This is a genomic window from Streptomyces sp. 8L, assembly GCF_020176795.1.
GTDB lineage: Bacteria > Actinomycetota > Actinomycetes > Streptomycetales > Streptomycetaceae > Streptomyces.
Genome location: NZ_JAIUKE010000374.1, coordinates 1 through 12,719 on the forward strand (window position 1 = coordinate 1; position 12,719 = coordinate 12,719).

Below are 12,719 nucleotides of genomic sequence, written 5' to 3' on the forward strand. Positions count from 1 at the left end.
GCCCGCGACCGCCCGGCCCCACGATCCGAACGACCCCGGTCGGGGCAGGACCCCGCACCCGGGAACAACGACAACGGTGAAGACATGACGACGACGCCCACTGGCCCCGCGTACGAGAAGGACGGCTCGGAGATCTACCGCCGCTCCTTCGCCACCATCCGCGCGGAGGCGGACCTCGGCGGCCTGCCCGGCGACGTCGCGCAGGTCGTCGTCCGCATGATCCACGCGTGCGGCATGGTCGACCTGGTGCGCGACGTCGGCCACACCGCGGGCGTCGTCGCCCGGGCCCGCGAGGCGCTGCGCGCGGGCGCGCCGATCCTGTGCGACGCGCAGATGGTGGCCAGCGGCGTCACCCGCAGGCGGCTTCCGGCCGGCAACGAGGTGGTGTGCACACTGAGCGACCCGTCCGTCCCGGCGCTCGCCGCGGAACTGGGTACGACCCGCAGCGCGGCGGCGCTCGAACTGTGGCGGGACCGCCTGGACGGCGCGGTCGTCGCCGTCGGCAACGCTCCCACCGCGCTGTTCCGGCTGCTGGAGATGGTGGAGCGGGGCGCGCCGCGCCCGGCCGCGGTGATCGGCGTACCGGTCGGCTTCATCGGCGCGGCCGAGTCCAAGGAGGCGCTGGCCGCCCACCCCTCGGGCCTTGAACACCTGATCGTGCGGGGCAGGCGCGGCGGCAGCGCGATCGCCGCGGCGGCACTGAACGCGATCGCGAGCGAGGACGAGCGATGAGCACGGGTACGGATGCGGGTACGGGTGCAGGCGCGGGCGGCGGTTCGGGCGTGGGTACGGATGGCGTCCCGGACGCGGGTACGGGCAGTGTCCCGGACGCGGGCCCCGGCGCCGGTGGCGGGAGCGGGGGCGGGACCGGTCGGCTGTACGGGGTCGGACTCGGCCCCGGCGACCCCGAGTTGATGACGGTGCGCGCGGTCCGTGCGATCGCGGAGGCCGACGTCGTCGCGTACCACAGCGCGCGGCACGGCCGTTCGATCGCGCGCGCGATCGCGGCGGAACACCTGCGCGCCGACCACATCGAGGAGCCCCTCGTCTACCCGGTGACCACCGGCACGACGGACCACCCGGGCGGCTACCAGGGCGCGATGGACGCGTTCTACGAGGAGGCGGCGGCGCGGCTCGCCGCGCACCTCGGCGCGGGGCGCACCGTCGCGGTGCTCTCCGAGGGCGATCCCCTCTTCTACGGCTCGTACATGCACATGCACAAGCGCCTCGCGCACCGCTACCCGACGGAGGTGATCCCGGGTGTGACCTCCGTCAGCGCGGCGGCGGCCCGCCTCGGGACGCCGCTGGTCGAGGGCGAGGAGGTGCTGACGATCCTGCCTGGCACGCTGCCGGAGGAGGAGCTCGCGGCGCGGCTCGCCGCGTCGGACTCGGCGGTCGTGATGAAGCTGGGGCGTACGTTCCCCGCGGTGCGGCGCGCGGTCGAGCGGGCCGGGCGGCTCGGCGACGCGCGGTACGTGGAACGCGCCACGATGGCGGGCGAGCGCACCGGGCAACTGGCCGACACGGACCCCGAGTCGGTGCCGTACTTCGCCGTGACGGTGCTGCCGAGCCGGGCCGGCGCGGCACCCGTACCCGCACCGGGCGAGGCGGCCGGCGCTGCACCCGTACGGGAGGGCACGTCCGCGGCGCGCGGCGAGGTGGTGGTCGTCGGCACCGGCCCGGCGGGGCCGATGTGGCTGACGCCGGAGGCGCGCGGCGAACTGGCGGCGGCCGAGGACCTCGTCGGCTACACGACGTACCTGGACCGGGTGCCCGTACGCCCGGGCCAGCGGCGCCACCCGTCGGACAACAAGGTGGAGTCGGAGCGCGCGGACTTCGCGCTCGACCTGGCGCGGCGCGGCCACCGGGTCGCCGTCGTGTCGTCGGGCGACCCCGGCGTCTTCGCGATGGCGACGGCGGTGCTGGAGGTCGCGTCGTCGGCCCCGTACAAGGACGTGCCGGTACGGATCGTGCCGGGCGTGACGGCGGCGAACGCGGCGGCCTCCCGCGCGGGCGCCCCGCTCGGCCACGACTACGCGGTGATCTCGCTGTCCGACCGGCTCAAGCCGTGGGAGGTGGTCGCGGCGCGGCTGCACGCGGCGGCCTCGGCGGACCTGGCGATGGCCCTGTACAACCCGGGGTCGAAGTCCCGCACCTGGCAGGTGGGCAAGGCGCGCGAGCTGCTGCTCGAACACCGGACGCCCGACACGCCCGTGGTGCTGGCGCGGGACGTGGGCGGGCCCGGGGAGAGCGTACGGATCGTGCGGCTCGGCGACCTGGACCCGGCGCAGGTCGACATGCGGACGATCCTGCTGGTGGGGTCGTCGCAGACGGTCGCGCTGAGCCGGAACGGCGGCGAGATCGCGTGGACGCCACGGCGGTACCCGGAGGGGTGAGCTCCGCGCGGCCCGTCTCCGGCTCGCGGGGCCCGTCTCCGGCTCGCGGGGCGGCCCCTCTCCGGCCGCGAGGCCCGTCTCCGACCTGCGGGGCCGGGTCCCCGCTCGCGTGGGAACTCAGGCGAACCGGCGCCGCAGCCAGTCCAGCGCGCCCGCGACCGAGCCGGCCGTCTCCACCCCCTCGGGCGTCGGCGGCCGCCGCACCATGACCACCGGAATCCCGGCCTCGCGCGCGGCGGCCAGCTTGGACACGGTGGCCGAGCCGCCGCTGTCCTTCGTGACGACGACGTCGATCGCGTACTGCCGCAGCAGCTCCCGCTCCCCCTCCAGGGTGAAAGGACCCCGGTCGAGGACCGTGTCCAGCTGCCGGGGGCAGGGGGGCTCCGGCGGGTCCACGGAGCGTACGAGGAAGCGCAGGCGGTCCAGGTGCGCGAACGCCGCGAGGCCCATCCGCCCCGTGGTGAGGAACACCCGCTGCCAGGGGCCGTCCGCCAGCAGCGCGGCGGCCTCGTCCAGGGACGCGACGAGGCGCCAGTCGTCCCCCGCCACCGGGACCCAGCCGGGCCTGCGCAGCCGGAGCAGGGGAACATGGGAGGCCGCGGCGGCGAGCGCCGCGTTGGCGGTCATGGTCTCGGCGAAAGGATGGGTGGCGTCGATGAGCGCGTCCACGCGGTGCTCCCTGAGCCAGTCGGCGAGCCCGTCCGCCCCGCCGAAACCGCCGACGCGCACCTCCCCCGGCGGCATCACGGGGCGGGCGACACGGCCGGCGAGCGAACTGGTGACGCGCAGCGGGTACGCCGCGTCGCCCTCGGGACGCGCGCTCGTGCCGGGCGGGGCGCCCGCGACCAGCGCCTCGGCCAGGCTTCGGCCCTCGGTCGTACCGCCGAGGATCAGCACGTGGCGCATCGGAGGCCTCCATGGCTAGGCCCGCCGGGAGCGGCGGCCGGGACGCCCAACTCAAACACACCGGACTGCGGCCCGGCTGGACCACAGGGGCCTGCGCGACGGCGGCGGCGACCGCCGCGTACACGGCGCTGCTGTCCGGGGACTTCCCCGACCCGGTCACCATCACGCTGCCGCGCGGGCAGCGGCCCGCGTTCGCGCTCGCCGTGGAGGACCTGGCCGCCGACGGCACGTCGGCCACGGCGGGCGTGATCAAGGACGCGGGCGACGACCCGGACGTCACGCACGGCGCGCTGATCCGGGTGACGGTACGGCGGCTCGCGCCGGGCTCCGGGGTGGTGTTCCGGGCCGGGGCGGGCGTCGGCACGGTGACCAAGCCGGGCCTGCCGCTGCCGGTCGGCGAGGCGGCGATCAACCCGGTACCGCGGCGGATGATGGCCGAGCACCTGGCGGAGGTGGCCGCCGCGCACGGCGGGGACGCATCCGGCAAGGACGTCCCCGGCGGGGGCGTCGCCGGCGAGGGCTCTGCGGCCGACGCCGAGGTCACGGTGTCCGTCGAGGACGGCGAGGAGATCGCCCGCTCGACGTGGAACCCGCGGCTCGGCATCCTCGGCGGGCTCTCCATCCTCGGCACGACGGGCATCGTCGTCCCGTACTCCTGCTCGGCCTGGATCGACTCGATCCGGCGCGGAGTCGACGTCGCCCGCGCGGCCGGGCGCACCCACCTCGCCGGGTGCACGGGCTCGACGTCGGAGAAGACCGTCACCGAGGTGTACGGCCTGCCCGAGGACGCGCTCCTCGACATGGGCGACTTCGCGGGCGCCGTCCTCAAATACGTACGGCGCCACCCGGTGGACCGCCTCACGATCTGCGGCGGCTTCGCCAAGCTGTCGAAACTGGCGGCGGGCCACCTCGACCTGCACTCGGCGCGCTCCCAGGTCGACAAGAACCTCCTCGGCGAACTCGCCCGCGCGGCAGGCGCCTCCCCCGCCCTGGCCCACCACGTGGCAACCGCCAACACCGGCCTGGAGGCCCTGCGCCTGTGCGAGGCCGAGCACATCCCCCTGGGCGACGCCGTGGCCGCCCTCGCGAGGGACGAGGCCCTGGCAGTACTGCGCGGCTCACCCGTCGCGGTCGACGTCCTCTGCATCGACCGCGCGGGCACGGTGGTGGGACGGGCGGGGTAGCGGTCTGGGCCTCGCGGGCCCGCGGGGAAGCGTCCGGGCGGGCGATCCCCTCACACCGCGACGAGGCGGACCTGGTCACCACACAGCTTGGCCATGTCGTCGACGTCGGAGGTCAGCATGACCACGGGCCGCAGCTGACGCAGAGCGGCTCCGGCGACGGCAGCGTCGATGGCGTACTTGTGACCGTGCAGCCCGGCGGCCATCAACAGCGCAGAGGCGGCCTTCGCCTCCTCGTCCCCCACGGGGACAGCACGCAGGCCGGAAAGCGCCCAGTTCAGCCGGGCTTTGTTCGTCCGCGCATGCACCGCCTCGATGATGGTGAGCGCGCAGATCACCACCTCCATGCCTCTGGCCCGCGCCTCCGCGATGAAGGCCACCACCGCCTCGTCATCGCCCAGCAGTTTGGAGAACCCCTCGCTGTCGAGGACCAGCGTCCCCTGGTGCGTCAGCCCGCGGCGGGCCATGCGTCCTCCTCGGCGAACACCTCGTCGAAGACCTGTCTGGCCCGCTGCCGGGCCTGCCCGGAGACGGGCCCCTTGCGACTCTCGTAATCCGCCAGGTACTCGTCCAGCACCTGCCCGCGCAGCTCGCGTTCGACGGCCTCCGCGATGAAGGCCGAGAACTCCCGCTTCCCCACCCGGGCGCGGATCGCCTCGGCGGTCCCTTCGGACAGCGAAAGACTGACCCGCGTCGCCGGGCCCTCGCCGATGCCGTACGTCGTCTCGGATGACATGCGCGCCACGGTATCAAACGAGTAGGAAACCACGGAGCCGCGCGACGGGGCCGCGCACGGGCGGGGAACACCTGCGTGAGGGTTTCATGTGCGTGCACGTCGAGGGACCATCCCCGCACGCACGGGGGGCGTGGGCCGGTCGAGGGCCGCCTGAGACTCGTCGACGAGTCCGGTCAGGTGCGCGACCTCGGTGTCGGTCAGCTGTTCGGCAACCTCTGAAGCTGCGATGTTGGACCGCAGGTGGTCGGTACTGCTCGTGCCGGGGATGACGACCATGGAGGGCGAACGGCGCAGCAGCCAGGCCAGTGCGATCTGGGCCGGTGTGGCACCCAGGCGCTCCGCCGGGCCGGTCAGCTCCTGGTGGCCGCCGAGCCGTCCGGCGGCCAGCGGGAAGTAGGGGATGAAGAGGATGCCCTGGGTCTCACAGTCGGCGAGAACCTGGACACCGCTGCGGTCAAGCAGGTTGAAGCGGTTCTGCACCGCAGCGATGGGGGTCGTCTGCTGGGCACGGGCCAGCATCTGCGGGGACGCGCCGGACAGGCCGATGCGGCGGATCAGTCCCTGGTCTCGCAGCTCGACGAGCGCGCCGAGCGACTCTTCCAGCGGTACGTCCTGGTGCGCGCCGGGGGTGTCGCCGACGAGTCGGAGGTAGGTCAGCTCGCTCGCGTCTGTCCTCAGGTCTGTAAGGGCCTCGTGCACCTGCCGCCGGACCGTCTCCGGGCGACCGTCGACGACCCAGGACTTGTCCGGGCCGCGCTCCGCGCCGACCTTGTTGCCCACGATCACGCCCTCGGGGATCGGTCCCAGCGCCTGACCGATCAGCTGGTTCACCGTTCGCGGCCCGTAGGCGTTCGCGGTGTCGAAGAAGGTCACGCCCAGCCCGGCAGCCAGGCGCAACACCCGCCGCGCCGCCTCCGGGTCGTCCGGGAATCCCCAAACCTTGGGGCCCGCGAGCTGCATGGCGCCATATCCCACACGATTCATCGGCCTCTCCCGCCGTATCACTGCAACGCCCATTTGCGTATCACTGACCGAATCAGTGATACGCCCTATGCCGTAGCATTGCAACGTGGATGACGCGAAGACCCGCAATCGCCGGCAGATCTTGGAAGTGGCAGCCGAGCTCTTGGAGCGGGAGGGCGCCCAGGCGCTCTCCACCCGCGCCGTCGCGGCGGCGGCAGGCATCCGAGCCGCCTCCTTGTACCAGCTCTTCGGTGACAAGGACGGGCTCCTTTCGGCGCTGGCCATCCACGCCTTCGACCTTTACTTGGCGCAGAAGCACACCTTGTCGTCGAGCGGCGACCCGGTCGACGACATGCGACGCGGATGGGACATGCATGTCGATTTCGGCTTGAACCACCCCGCCTTCTACCTGTTGATGTACGGCACTGACCGCCCCGGCCGCCGCCCACCTGCCGCGCGGGAGGCTCAGGAACTCCTTATGACGTTCCTCGGCCGCGCCGCCTCCGACGGCCGCCTACGGGTACCGCCCGTCCTCGCCGCCCACCTCACGCTGGCGGGGGTGACCGGCGTCACGCTCTCCCTGATCGGCACCCCCGAGAGCGAACGCGACCCGGAGGTCTCACCGCGCATGCGGGAAGCACTCATCGACGCCCTGACCACCGACGCGAGCCCAGCCCCAGACTCCACTCTCGCCGCTCGCGCCCTCGCTCTCGATGCCACCCTCAGCGCGGCGGATTCAGCTACCGTCCCGCTCCGCCCCGTCGAGACCGCACTCCTGCGGGACTGGCTCCAGCATCTCGCCCACTAGGACGAGCCGGTCCTCGAAGGCCATTCGTCAGACACGGCCCAGGGCAGTACGGCCCAGGGCAGTTCGCAGCACAGTGTGAGGCGTGCGGCACACTCCACGACGACGAGAGGCCCGCGCCCCATGAGCCGCAGTCAGAACCGCCGTCTGCTGTCCTGTCTCACCGATGCCTTCGGGGAGGACGGTCTGCTGGTCGTACGGACGGACGGGACGTTTATCGAGGGCGCGGAGCTCGCGCCGGGTTCAGCCCTCGACTGGCCGCCCTGCACCTGTGGCGGGCCCATCTGCCCCGCCCGGCCCTCGGACGAATGAAGGGCGGGACGAGCAGCAAAGCCGGTCCCGGACTCGAAGCTCCCACAGCGGTAACCGGGACCGCCCTGTCCCGGGCGCGGGATACGGCGCAAGGGCCACGCCCTCAAGCCGCGACGCCGAGTTCGGTGCGGGTGCGTTGGAGGAACTCGCGGACGGCCGGCTCGCGCTGCCAGGGGGCGAGGGCGGTGTTGAACTCCCGGACGTAGTCCTTGGCCCGGGAGGACTGCACGCGAGTGAGGATGTCGACGGACCGGTTGCCCAGCTCAAGGCCGTGGTCCAGGTCCCGGGCCTGTAGGTGTGCGGTTCCCACGATGGCCAGACGCATGCCGACCGACCGCGTGAAGACTCCCGACGGCATCGCGGCGGCCCGCTGGTTCCAGGCGAGCGCGGCTTTGGGATTCTTCAGGTCGCGGAAGATCTCCGCGGCGTCGGCCGAAAGACGGGCGTGGTGGTAGAAGTCGATCCACGCGGGATCTGATCCGCCGGCGGCGTCCGCCTTGGCCAAGTGGTTCTCGGATGCCGCCAAGGCCAGTGACGCGGCTCTGGCGTCCCTCTCCCTGGCATGTGCGCGAGCCTCGATCAGTTTGGTGAAGGCAAGGACCCGCGGTGCCGCCCGGCCCTTCGCGCGTTCGAAGGCGCCCTGGGTCATGTCGACGGCTTCGGAGCCGAATCCCCGTAGCAGCGACTGCATCGCGATGGTGGTCAGCACGTAGCAGCCCAGTTCGACGTCTCCGCCCGCACGGGCCAGGCGGAGCGCCTGGATGAAGTGCCGCTGCGCGACCTCATGCTGCCCGACGTCGAAGGCCGTCCATCCGGCGAGCCGGGACAACTCGCTGGTGACGGAGAACAGGTCACGGCCGACCGCGTCGGTGAAGGAGCCCCGAAGCAGCGGGGCCGCCCTCTCCTGAAGACAGGCGGTGACGGAGTTGGCCTTCCAGCTCCCGCCGCCGTATTTGGAGTCCCAGCGCCGGGCCTCCTCGGCCGCGTCCCGTAGCTCGTCCAAGTCCGCACGGCCCACCTGTTTCCGGCCTCCGGCCGCGCCGGACGCGTCGTCGGCGGGTGCGACCAGCCAGCGGGTCACGGGAGTGGTGAAGGCGGACACGGTGAAGCCCGATCCGGCCAGGAAGTCGCGGCGGTTCACGTAACTCCAGAACGATGTTGCCACTCGGACCGCGTCTGTACGGTCCTGCGGGAAATCCAACCCCACGTCGGTGTCCGGTGTCTTCGCACCGCCCATGCCGATTTCGCCGAGCGGAACCGAACGACCGAGCCGTTCTGCGATCGCCTGGGCGAGGAACAGGGGGACCGGCCACTTGGGGACCATGCCCCGCCGGCACCAGTTCGCGACGGAGGTGTGCGAATAGTCCGTGTCCAGACCGGCCCGCCGCGCCAGCTGGTTGACCCGCAGGGCCAGAGACTTGTGGCTGGCGCCGCAGGCCTCGACGAGCCGGGCCAGGTCCGCGTTGGGCGGACGGGTCCGGCGGCTGGTCGTCGCCACCCGAGTCCCCTTCTCGACTGCTCGATTCCTCAACTTCTCAGCACGGCCGGCGACGACGTCGCCGAGGAGGTAACACCGCTGAGCCGGTCCGCGTCGGTTCTCGGCCTTGGACCTGCCGTCCTGCGCGTCCCCCACCGGGTGCGGGAAAGCCATCGGTCTTCCCGCTGTCCGAGCGGCCAAGCGTAGGGCCGCGTGGGCCCCGTTGGGTCCGGACCGCGAGTTGTGAGCCCCCTTGCGAGCCCTCCCGCGTGGGCGGTCCGGCCGCTGTGATGAGACTCCAGGACGCCGCCGGGACGCCGAGAAGGCCCACACCGCCACCTGTACTCCAGAACGTCCTGACCGCCCTGCCTTCCGGGCCGGGCAGGCAACGGCGAACACCACGCCCAGGAAGAATCCACTCACGTCCAGGAGGAATCCACTCATGAGGATGACCGTCATCGGATGCGGCTACCTCGGTGCCACCCACGCCGCGTGCATGGCCGAACTCGGCCACGAGGTACTCGGCGTCGACCACGACATCGACAAAGTCCGGACCCTCCGTACCGGCCGGGCTCCCTTCTTCGAAAGGGACTTGGACGACCTGCTCGCCCAGCACACCGCCTCGGGCCGGCTCCGCTTCTCCACTTCTCACCAAGAGGCCGCCGACTATGCCGACCTGCACTTCATCACGGTCGGCACCCCGCAGCAGCCCGCCACCGACGCCTACGACCTCACCCACCTCTTCGACGCCGTCGCGCTTCTGGCCCCCGGCCTGACGACACCGGCCACCGTCGTGGTCAAGTCGACCGTTCCCGTGGGTACCGCGCCGCGCGTGGCCGACCTCCTCCACGGGACGGCTCCGGCCGGAGACCGGGTCGAGGTCGCCTGGAACCCCGAGTTCCTCCGCGAGTCCTCCGCCGTCGAGGACACCCTCCGACCGGGCCGCCTGGTCCTGGGCCTGTCCACGCGCCGATCCCGCGGCGAAGCGGTCCTCCGGCAGGCCTACGCCAGGATCATCGAGGCGGGGACACCGACGGTCGTCACGGACTGGGCCACCGCCGAACTCGCCAAGGGAGCCGCGAACTCCTTCCTCGCCGCCAAGATCTCTTTCATCAACGCCATGGCCGAGGTCTGCGAGAAATCGGGTGCCAACGTCGGCGACCTCGCGGACATCCTCGGGCACGACAGCCGTATCGGGCACCACGGCATGCGGCCCGGTCTCGGCTACGGCGGCGGCTGCCTCCCCAAGGACGTGCGTGGCTTCATCGCCCGCGCCGAAGAGATCGACGCCGCCGAGGCGGTGGGAATCCTTCGCGAGACCGACGCCGTCAACGCCCGCCGCCGACGGCGCGTCGTCGACATCGCACGCGAGGAACTCGGAACCGACCTGCGGGGCAAACGGATCACTGTCTGGGGCGCCGCCTTCAAGCCCGGGACCGACGACATCCGCGACTCACCCGCCCTGGCCGTCGCCCAGACCCTGCACGAGCTCGGTGCGACCGTCACCGTCACCGACCCGATGGCCGTCGACAACGCGCGCAAGCTCCACCCCGAGCTCGACTACACCGAGGACCCCATCGCGGCGGTCGACGGCGCCGACCTCCTTCTCCACCTCACCGAGTGGCCCGCGTTCGCCGGCATCGATCCCGTCCTGGGGGGGGGCCGCGCGGGCAGCCGGCAGGTCATCGACGCCCGTGGCACCCTCGACGCCGGTCTGTGGCGGGAAGCAGGCTGGGTCTGCCGCTCGCTCGGGCAGCGCTGAGGCGGCAGCCCTGACGGCCGCAGCCCCGACGGCCGCAGCCCCGGCGGCGGCAGCCCCGGCAGAGGCAACTCCGACAGCTGGTGCTCCGACAGCGCCAACTCCGACAGCGGCACCGTGGGACGCGGCGCCCGCGCCGTCAGTCGTTACGGGACCTGTCCACCGCGTACAGATGGCTGTCCCGGAACCCCGTCGCGCCCAGGGTTCGGCCCACCAGGATCACCGCTGTCTTCGTCACGTCCGCCGCCCGTACCTGCTGCGCGATGTCGCCCAGCGTGCCGCGCAGGACGAGTTCGTCGGGGCGGCTCGCCATCGCGACGACCGCCGCCGGGCAGTCGGCCCCGTAGTGCGGCAGGAGTTCGGCGGCGACGCGGTCCGCGTACCGCGCCGCGAGGTGCAGGACGAGGAGCGCGCCGCTCGCGCCGAGGGTCGCCAGGTCCTCGCGCGGCGGCATGGGGGTGGCCTGCTGGGCCACGCGCGTCAGGATGACGGTCTGGCCGACCGTCGGGACCGTGAGCTCCCGCTTGAGCGCCGCTGCCGCCGCCGCGAACGCCGGCACGCCCGGCACCACTTCGTACGGAATCTCCGCCGCGTCGAGCCGCCGCATCTGCTCGGCGACGGCGCTGAACACCGACGGGTCGCCGGAGTGCAGCCGCGCCACGTCGTGGCCCTCGCGGTGGGCGCGCACGAGTTCCGCCGTGATCTCGTCCAGGTCCAGCCGCGCCGTGTCGATCAGGCGCGCGTCGCCGGGGCACTCGGCGAGCAGGTCGCGCGGCACCAGGCTGCCCGCGTACAGGCACACCCCGCACCGCGCGAGGAGCCGCGCACCGCGCAGGGTGATCAGGTCGGCGGCGCCCGGGCCCGCCCCGATGAAGTACACCGTCATGACGGATCTCCCGAGTCTGCGCTGAGTGGTGTGGTGCGTGCTGTGGTACGTGCATTGGTGACGGACCACTGCGTCACCGGCATCGCCTGCCGCCATCCCGTGAACCCGCCCACCGGCACCGCGGACGCCACCGCGAGGCGTACGAGCTCACCGCCGTGCCGCCCGTACCAGCGTGCGAGCAGCGCCTCCGACTCCAGCGTCACCGTGTTCGCGACGAGCCGTCCGCCCTCGGGCAGCGCCTCCCAGCACGCTTCGAGCAGGCCGGGCGCGGTCAGGCCGCCGCCGATGAAGATCGCGTCCGGCGGACCCGGCAGGCCGGCCAGTGCCCCGGGCGCCGCGCCGGTGACGACGGTGAGGCCGGGTACGCCGAGCGTGCGGGCGTTGCGCCCGGCGCGTTCCGCCCGTACGGGGTCGCGCTCGACCGTCACCGCGCGGCACGCGGGGTGCGTACGCATCCACTCGACGCCGATGGAGCCCGAGCCGCCGCCGATGTCCCAGAGCAGTTCGCCGGGCGCGGGCGCGAGGGCCGCGAGCGTCGCGGCGCGCACGTACCGCTTCGTGAGCTGGCCGTCGTGCTCGTACGCCGTGTCCGGCAGCCCCGGTACGGCGCCGAGGCGCGCGGTCCGGGGGGCGCGGCGGCACGCGACGGCCACGATGTTCAGCGGGTCGCCCGGCGGCTCGTCCCACGTGTCCGCCGTACCGCGTACGTGCCGCTCGCGCGCCGCGTCACCCAGTACCTCCAGCACGTGCACGTCGCTCGGGCCATAGCCCCGCTCGCGCAGCAGGGCGGCCACAGCGACCGGCGTCGCCGCGTCCGCGCTGAGGACCAGCAGCCGCCGCCCGTCGTGGAGCGCCGCGGCGACCCGCTCGACGGGCCTGCCGACCGCCGAGATCACCTCGGTGTCCTCCTGCGGCCAGCCGAGCCGCGCGCAGGCGTACGAGAGCGACGACGGGTGCGGCAGAACGCGCAGCCGGTCCGCGCCGACCGTCTCGGCGAGGGCCCGCCCGATGCCGTAGTGCGAGGGGTCGCCGCTGGCCAGGACGCATACCGTCCGGTCCTGGTGGGCGGCGAGCAGAGCGGGTACGGCGGGCCGCAGCGGCGTGGGCCACGCGACGCGCTCCGCGCGTACGCCGGCGGGCAGCAGGCCGAGCTGGCGTGGCGCGCCGATCACGATCTCGGCGGCGAGCAGCGCCCGCCGCGACGGCTCGGCGAGGCCGTCCCAGCCGTCCGCACCGACCCCGACGACGGTGATCTGCTCGGCGGGGGGCGTCATGGGGGTCACCTTGGGGAGCTGGGG

13 protein-coding genes are annotated in these 12,719 nt (G+C 73.2%); 6 read left to right on the forward strand and 7 right to left on the reverse strand.

Annotated features, from left to right (window positions below):
- Positions 1-84: 84 nt before the first annotated feature.
- Both LCE31_RS27235 and LCE31_RS27240 read left to right on the forward strand, forming a co-directional pair.
- Positions 85-732 carry a precorrin-8X methylmutase gene (locus LCE31_RS27235; RefSeq protein ID WP_225018755.1) on the forward strand — a complete coding sequence of 216 codons (648 nt, stop codon included), beginning with the start codon at positions 85-87 and terminating at the stop codon, positions 730-732.
- Entirely contained in the window at positions 729-2,396 is a 1,668-nt protein-coding gene (locus tag LCE31_RS27240; protein WP_225018757.1) for a precorrin-2 C(20)-methyltransferase, read from the forward strand. Before LCE31_RS27235 ends, LCE31_RS27240 begins: the two co-directional genes overlap by 4 nt.
- 117 nt (positions 2,397-2,513) lie before the next feature.
- Here LCE31_RS27240 and LCE31_RS27245 read toward each other — a convergent pair whose 3' ends face one another.
- Positions 2,514-3,302, reverse strand: coding sequence for a cobalt-precorrin-6A reductase (locus LCE31_RS27245; protein ID WP_225018758.1), 789 nt, complete (start codon positions 3,300-3,302; stop codon positions 2,514-2,516).
- 11 nt (positions 3,303-3,313) lie between these two features.
- Here LCE31_RS27245 and LCE31_RS27250 point away from each other — a divergent pair, with 11 nt between their 5' ends.
- Positions 3,314-4,486 (forward strand): cobalt-precorrin-5B (C(1))-methyltransferase, encoded by a 1,173-nt coding sequence (locus LCE31_RS27250; RefSeq protein WP_225018761.1) that lies wholly within the window; start codon positions 3,314-3,316, stop codon positions 4,484-4,486.
- 50 nt (positions 4,487-4,536) lie between these two features.
- Here LCE31_RS27250 and LCE31_RS27255 read toward each other — a convergent pair whose 3' ends face one another.
- From LCE31_RS27255 to LCE31_RS27265, 3 genes are all read right to left on the reverse strand, one after another.
- Entirely contained in the window at positions 4,537-4,950 is a 414-nt protein-coding gene (locus LCE31_RS27255; protein ID WP_225018763.1) for a DNA-binding protein, read from the reverse strand.
- Positions 4,932-5,219: a hypothetical protein gene (locus tag LCE31_RS27260; protein WP_225018765.1), complete on the reverse strand. Its 288-nt coding sequence runs from the start codon at positions 5,217-5,219 to the stop codon at positions 4,932-4,934. Before LCE31_RS27260 ends, LCE31_RS27255 begins: the two co-directional genes overlap by 19 nt.
- Positions 5,220-5,303: 84 nt before the next feature.
- Positions 5,304-6,203, reverse strand: coding sequence for an aldo/keto reductase (locus LCE31_RS27265; protein ID WP_225018767.1), 900 nt, complete (start codon positions 6,201-6,203; stop codon positions 5,304-5,306).
- Between the two features lie 85 nt (positions 6,204-6,288).
- Between LCE31_RS27265 and LCE31_RS27270 the strand changes: the two genes are divergently transcribed.
- Entirely contained in the window at positions 6,289-6,990 is a 702-nt protein-coding gene (locus tag LCE31_RS27270) for a TetR/AcrR family transcriptional regulator (protein ID WP_225018769.1), read from the forward strand.
- 120 nt (positions 6,991-7,110) lie between these two features.
- Positions 7,111-7,299, forward strand: coding sequence for a hypothetical protein (locus tag LCE31_RS27275; protein WP_225018771.1), 189 nt, complete (start codon positions 7,111-7,113; stop codon positions 7,297-7,299).
- Positions 7,300-7,402: 103 nt separating this feature from the next.
- Here the strand turns inward: LCE31_RS27275 and LCE31_RS27280 are convergent, their stop codons facing one another.
- Positions 7,403-8,797: a sporulation protein gene (locus LCE31_RS27280; protein WP_225018773.1), complete on the reverse strand. Its 1,395-nt coding sequence runs from the start codon at positions 8,795-8,797 to the stop codon at positions 7,403-7,405.
- 421 nt (positions 8,798-9,218) lie between these two features.
- Between LCE31_RS27280 and LCE31_RS27285 the strand changes: the two genes are divergently transcribed.
- A complete protein-coding gene (locus tag LCE31_RS27285; protein WP_225018775.1) occupies positions 9,219-10,538 on the forward strand; it encodes a UDP-glucose dehydrogenase family protein in 1,320 nt (439 codons plus the stop codon).
- A gap of 136 nt (positions 10,539-10,674) precedes the next feature.
- On the opposite strand, the gene cobM is transcribed toward LCE31_RS27285, so the two are convergent.
- Positions 10,675-11,421, reverse strand: coding sequence for a precorrin-4 C(11)-methyltransferase (gene cobM / locus LCE31_RS27290; RefSeq protein ID WP_225018777.1), 747 nt, complete (start codon positions 11,419-11,421; stop codon positions 10,675-10,677).
- Positions 11,418-12,695, reverse strand: coding sequence for a precorrin-6y C5,15-methyltransferase (decarboxylating) subunit CbiE (gene cbiE / locus LCE31_RS27295; protein ID WP_225018778.1), 1,278 nt, complete (start codon positions 12,693-12,695; stop codon positions 11,418-11,420). Before cbiE ends, cobM begins: the two co-directional genes overlap by 4 nt.
- Positions 12,696-12,719 lie beyond the last annotated feature (24 nt).

Coding starts and splice junctions, on each gene's coding strand:
- LCE31_RS27260 (WP_225018765.1), bottom strand. CDS start 5,219: ATGTCATCCGAGACGACGTACGGCATCGGCGAGGGCCCGGCGACGCGG.
- LCE31_RS27275 (WP_225018771.1), top strand. CDS start 7,111: ATGAGCCGCAGTCAGAACCGCCGTCTGCTGTCCTGTCTCACCGATGCC.
- LCE31_RS27245 (WP_225018758.1), bottom strand. CDS start 3,302: ATGCGCCACGTGCTGATCCTCGGCGGTACGACCGAGGGCCGAAGCCTG.
- LCE31_RS27255 (WP_225018763.1), bottom strand. CDS start 4,950: ATGGCCCGCCGCGGGCTGACGCACCAGGGGACGCTGGTCCTCGACAGC.
- LCE31_RS27240 (WP_225018757.1), top strand. CDS start 729: ATGAGCACGGGTACGGATGCGGGTACGGGTGCAGGCGCGGGCGGCGGT.
- cobM (WP_225018777.1), bottom strand. CDS start 11,421: ATGACGGTGTACTTCATCGGGGCGGGCCCGGGCGCCGCCGACCTGATC.
- LCE31_RS27265 (WP_225018767.1), bottom strand. CDS start 6,203: ATGAATCGTGTGGGATATGGCGCCATGCAGCTCGCGGGCCCCAAGGTT.
- LCE31_RS27285 (WP_225018775.1), top strand. CDS start 9,219: ATGAGGATGACCGTCATCGGATGCGGCTACCTCGGTGCCACCCACGCC.
- LCE31_RS27235 (WP_225018755.1), top strand. CDS start 85: ATGACGACGACGCCCACTGGCCCCGCGTACGAGAAGGACGGCTCGGAG.
- cbiE (WP_225018778.1), bottom strand. CDS start 12,695: ATGACGCCCCCCGCCGAGCAGATCACCGTCGTCGGGGTCGGTGCGGAC.
- LCE31_RS27250 (WP_225018761.1), top strand. CDS start 3,314: ATGGCTAGGCCCGCCGGGAGCGGCGGCCGGGACGCCCAACTCAAACAC.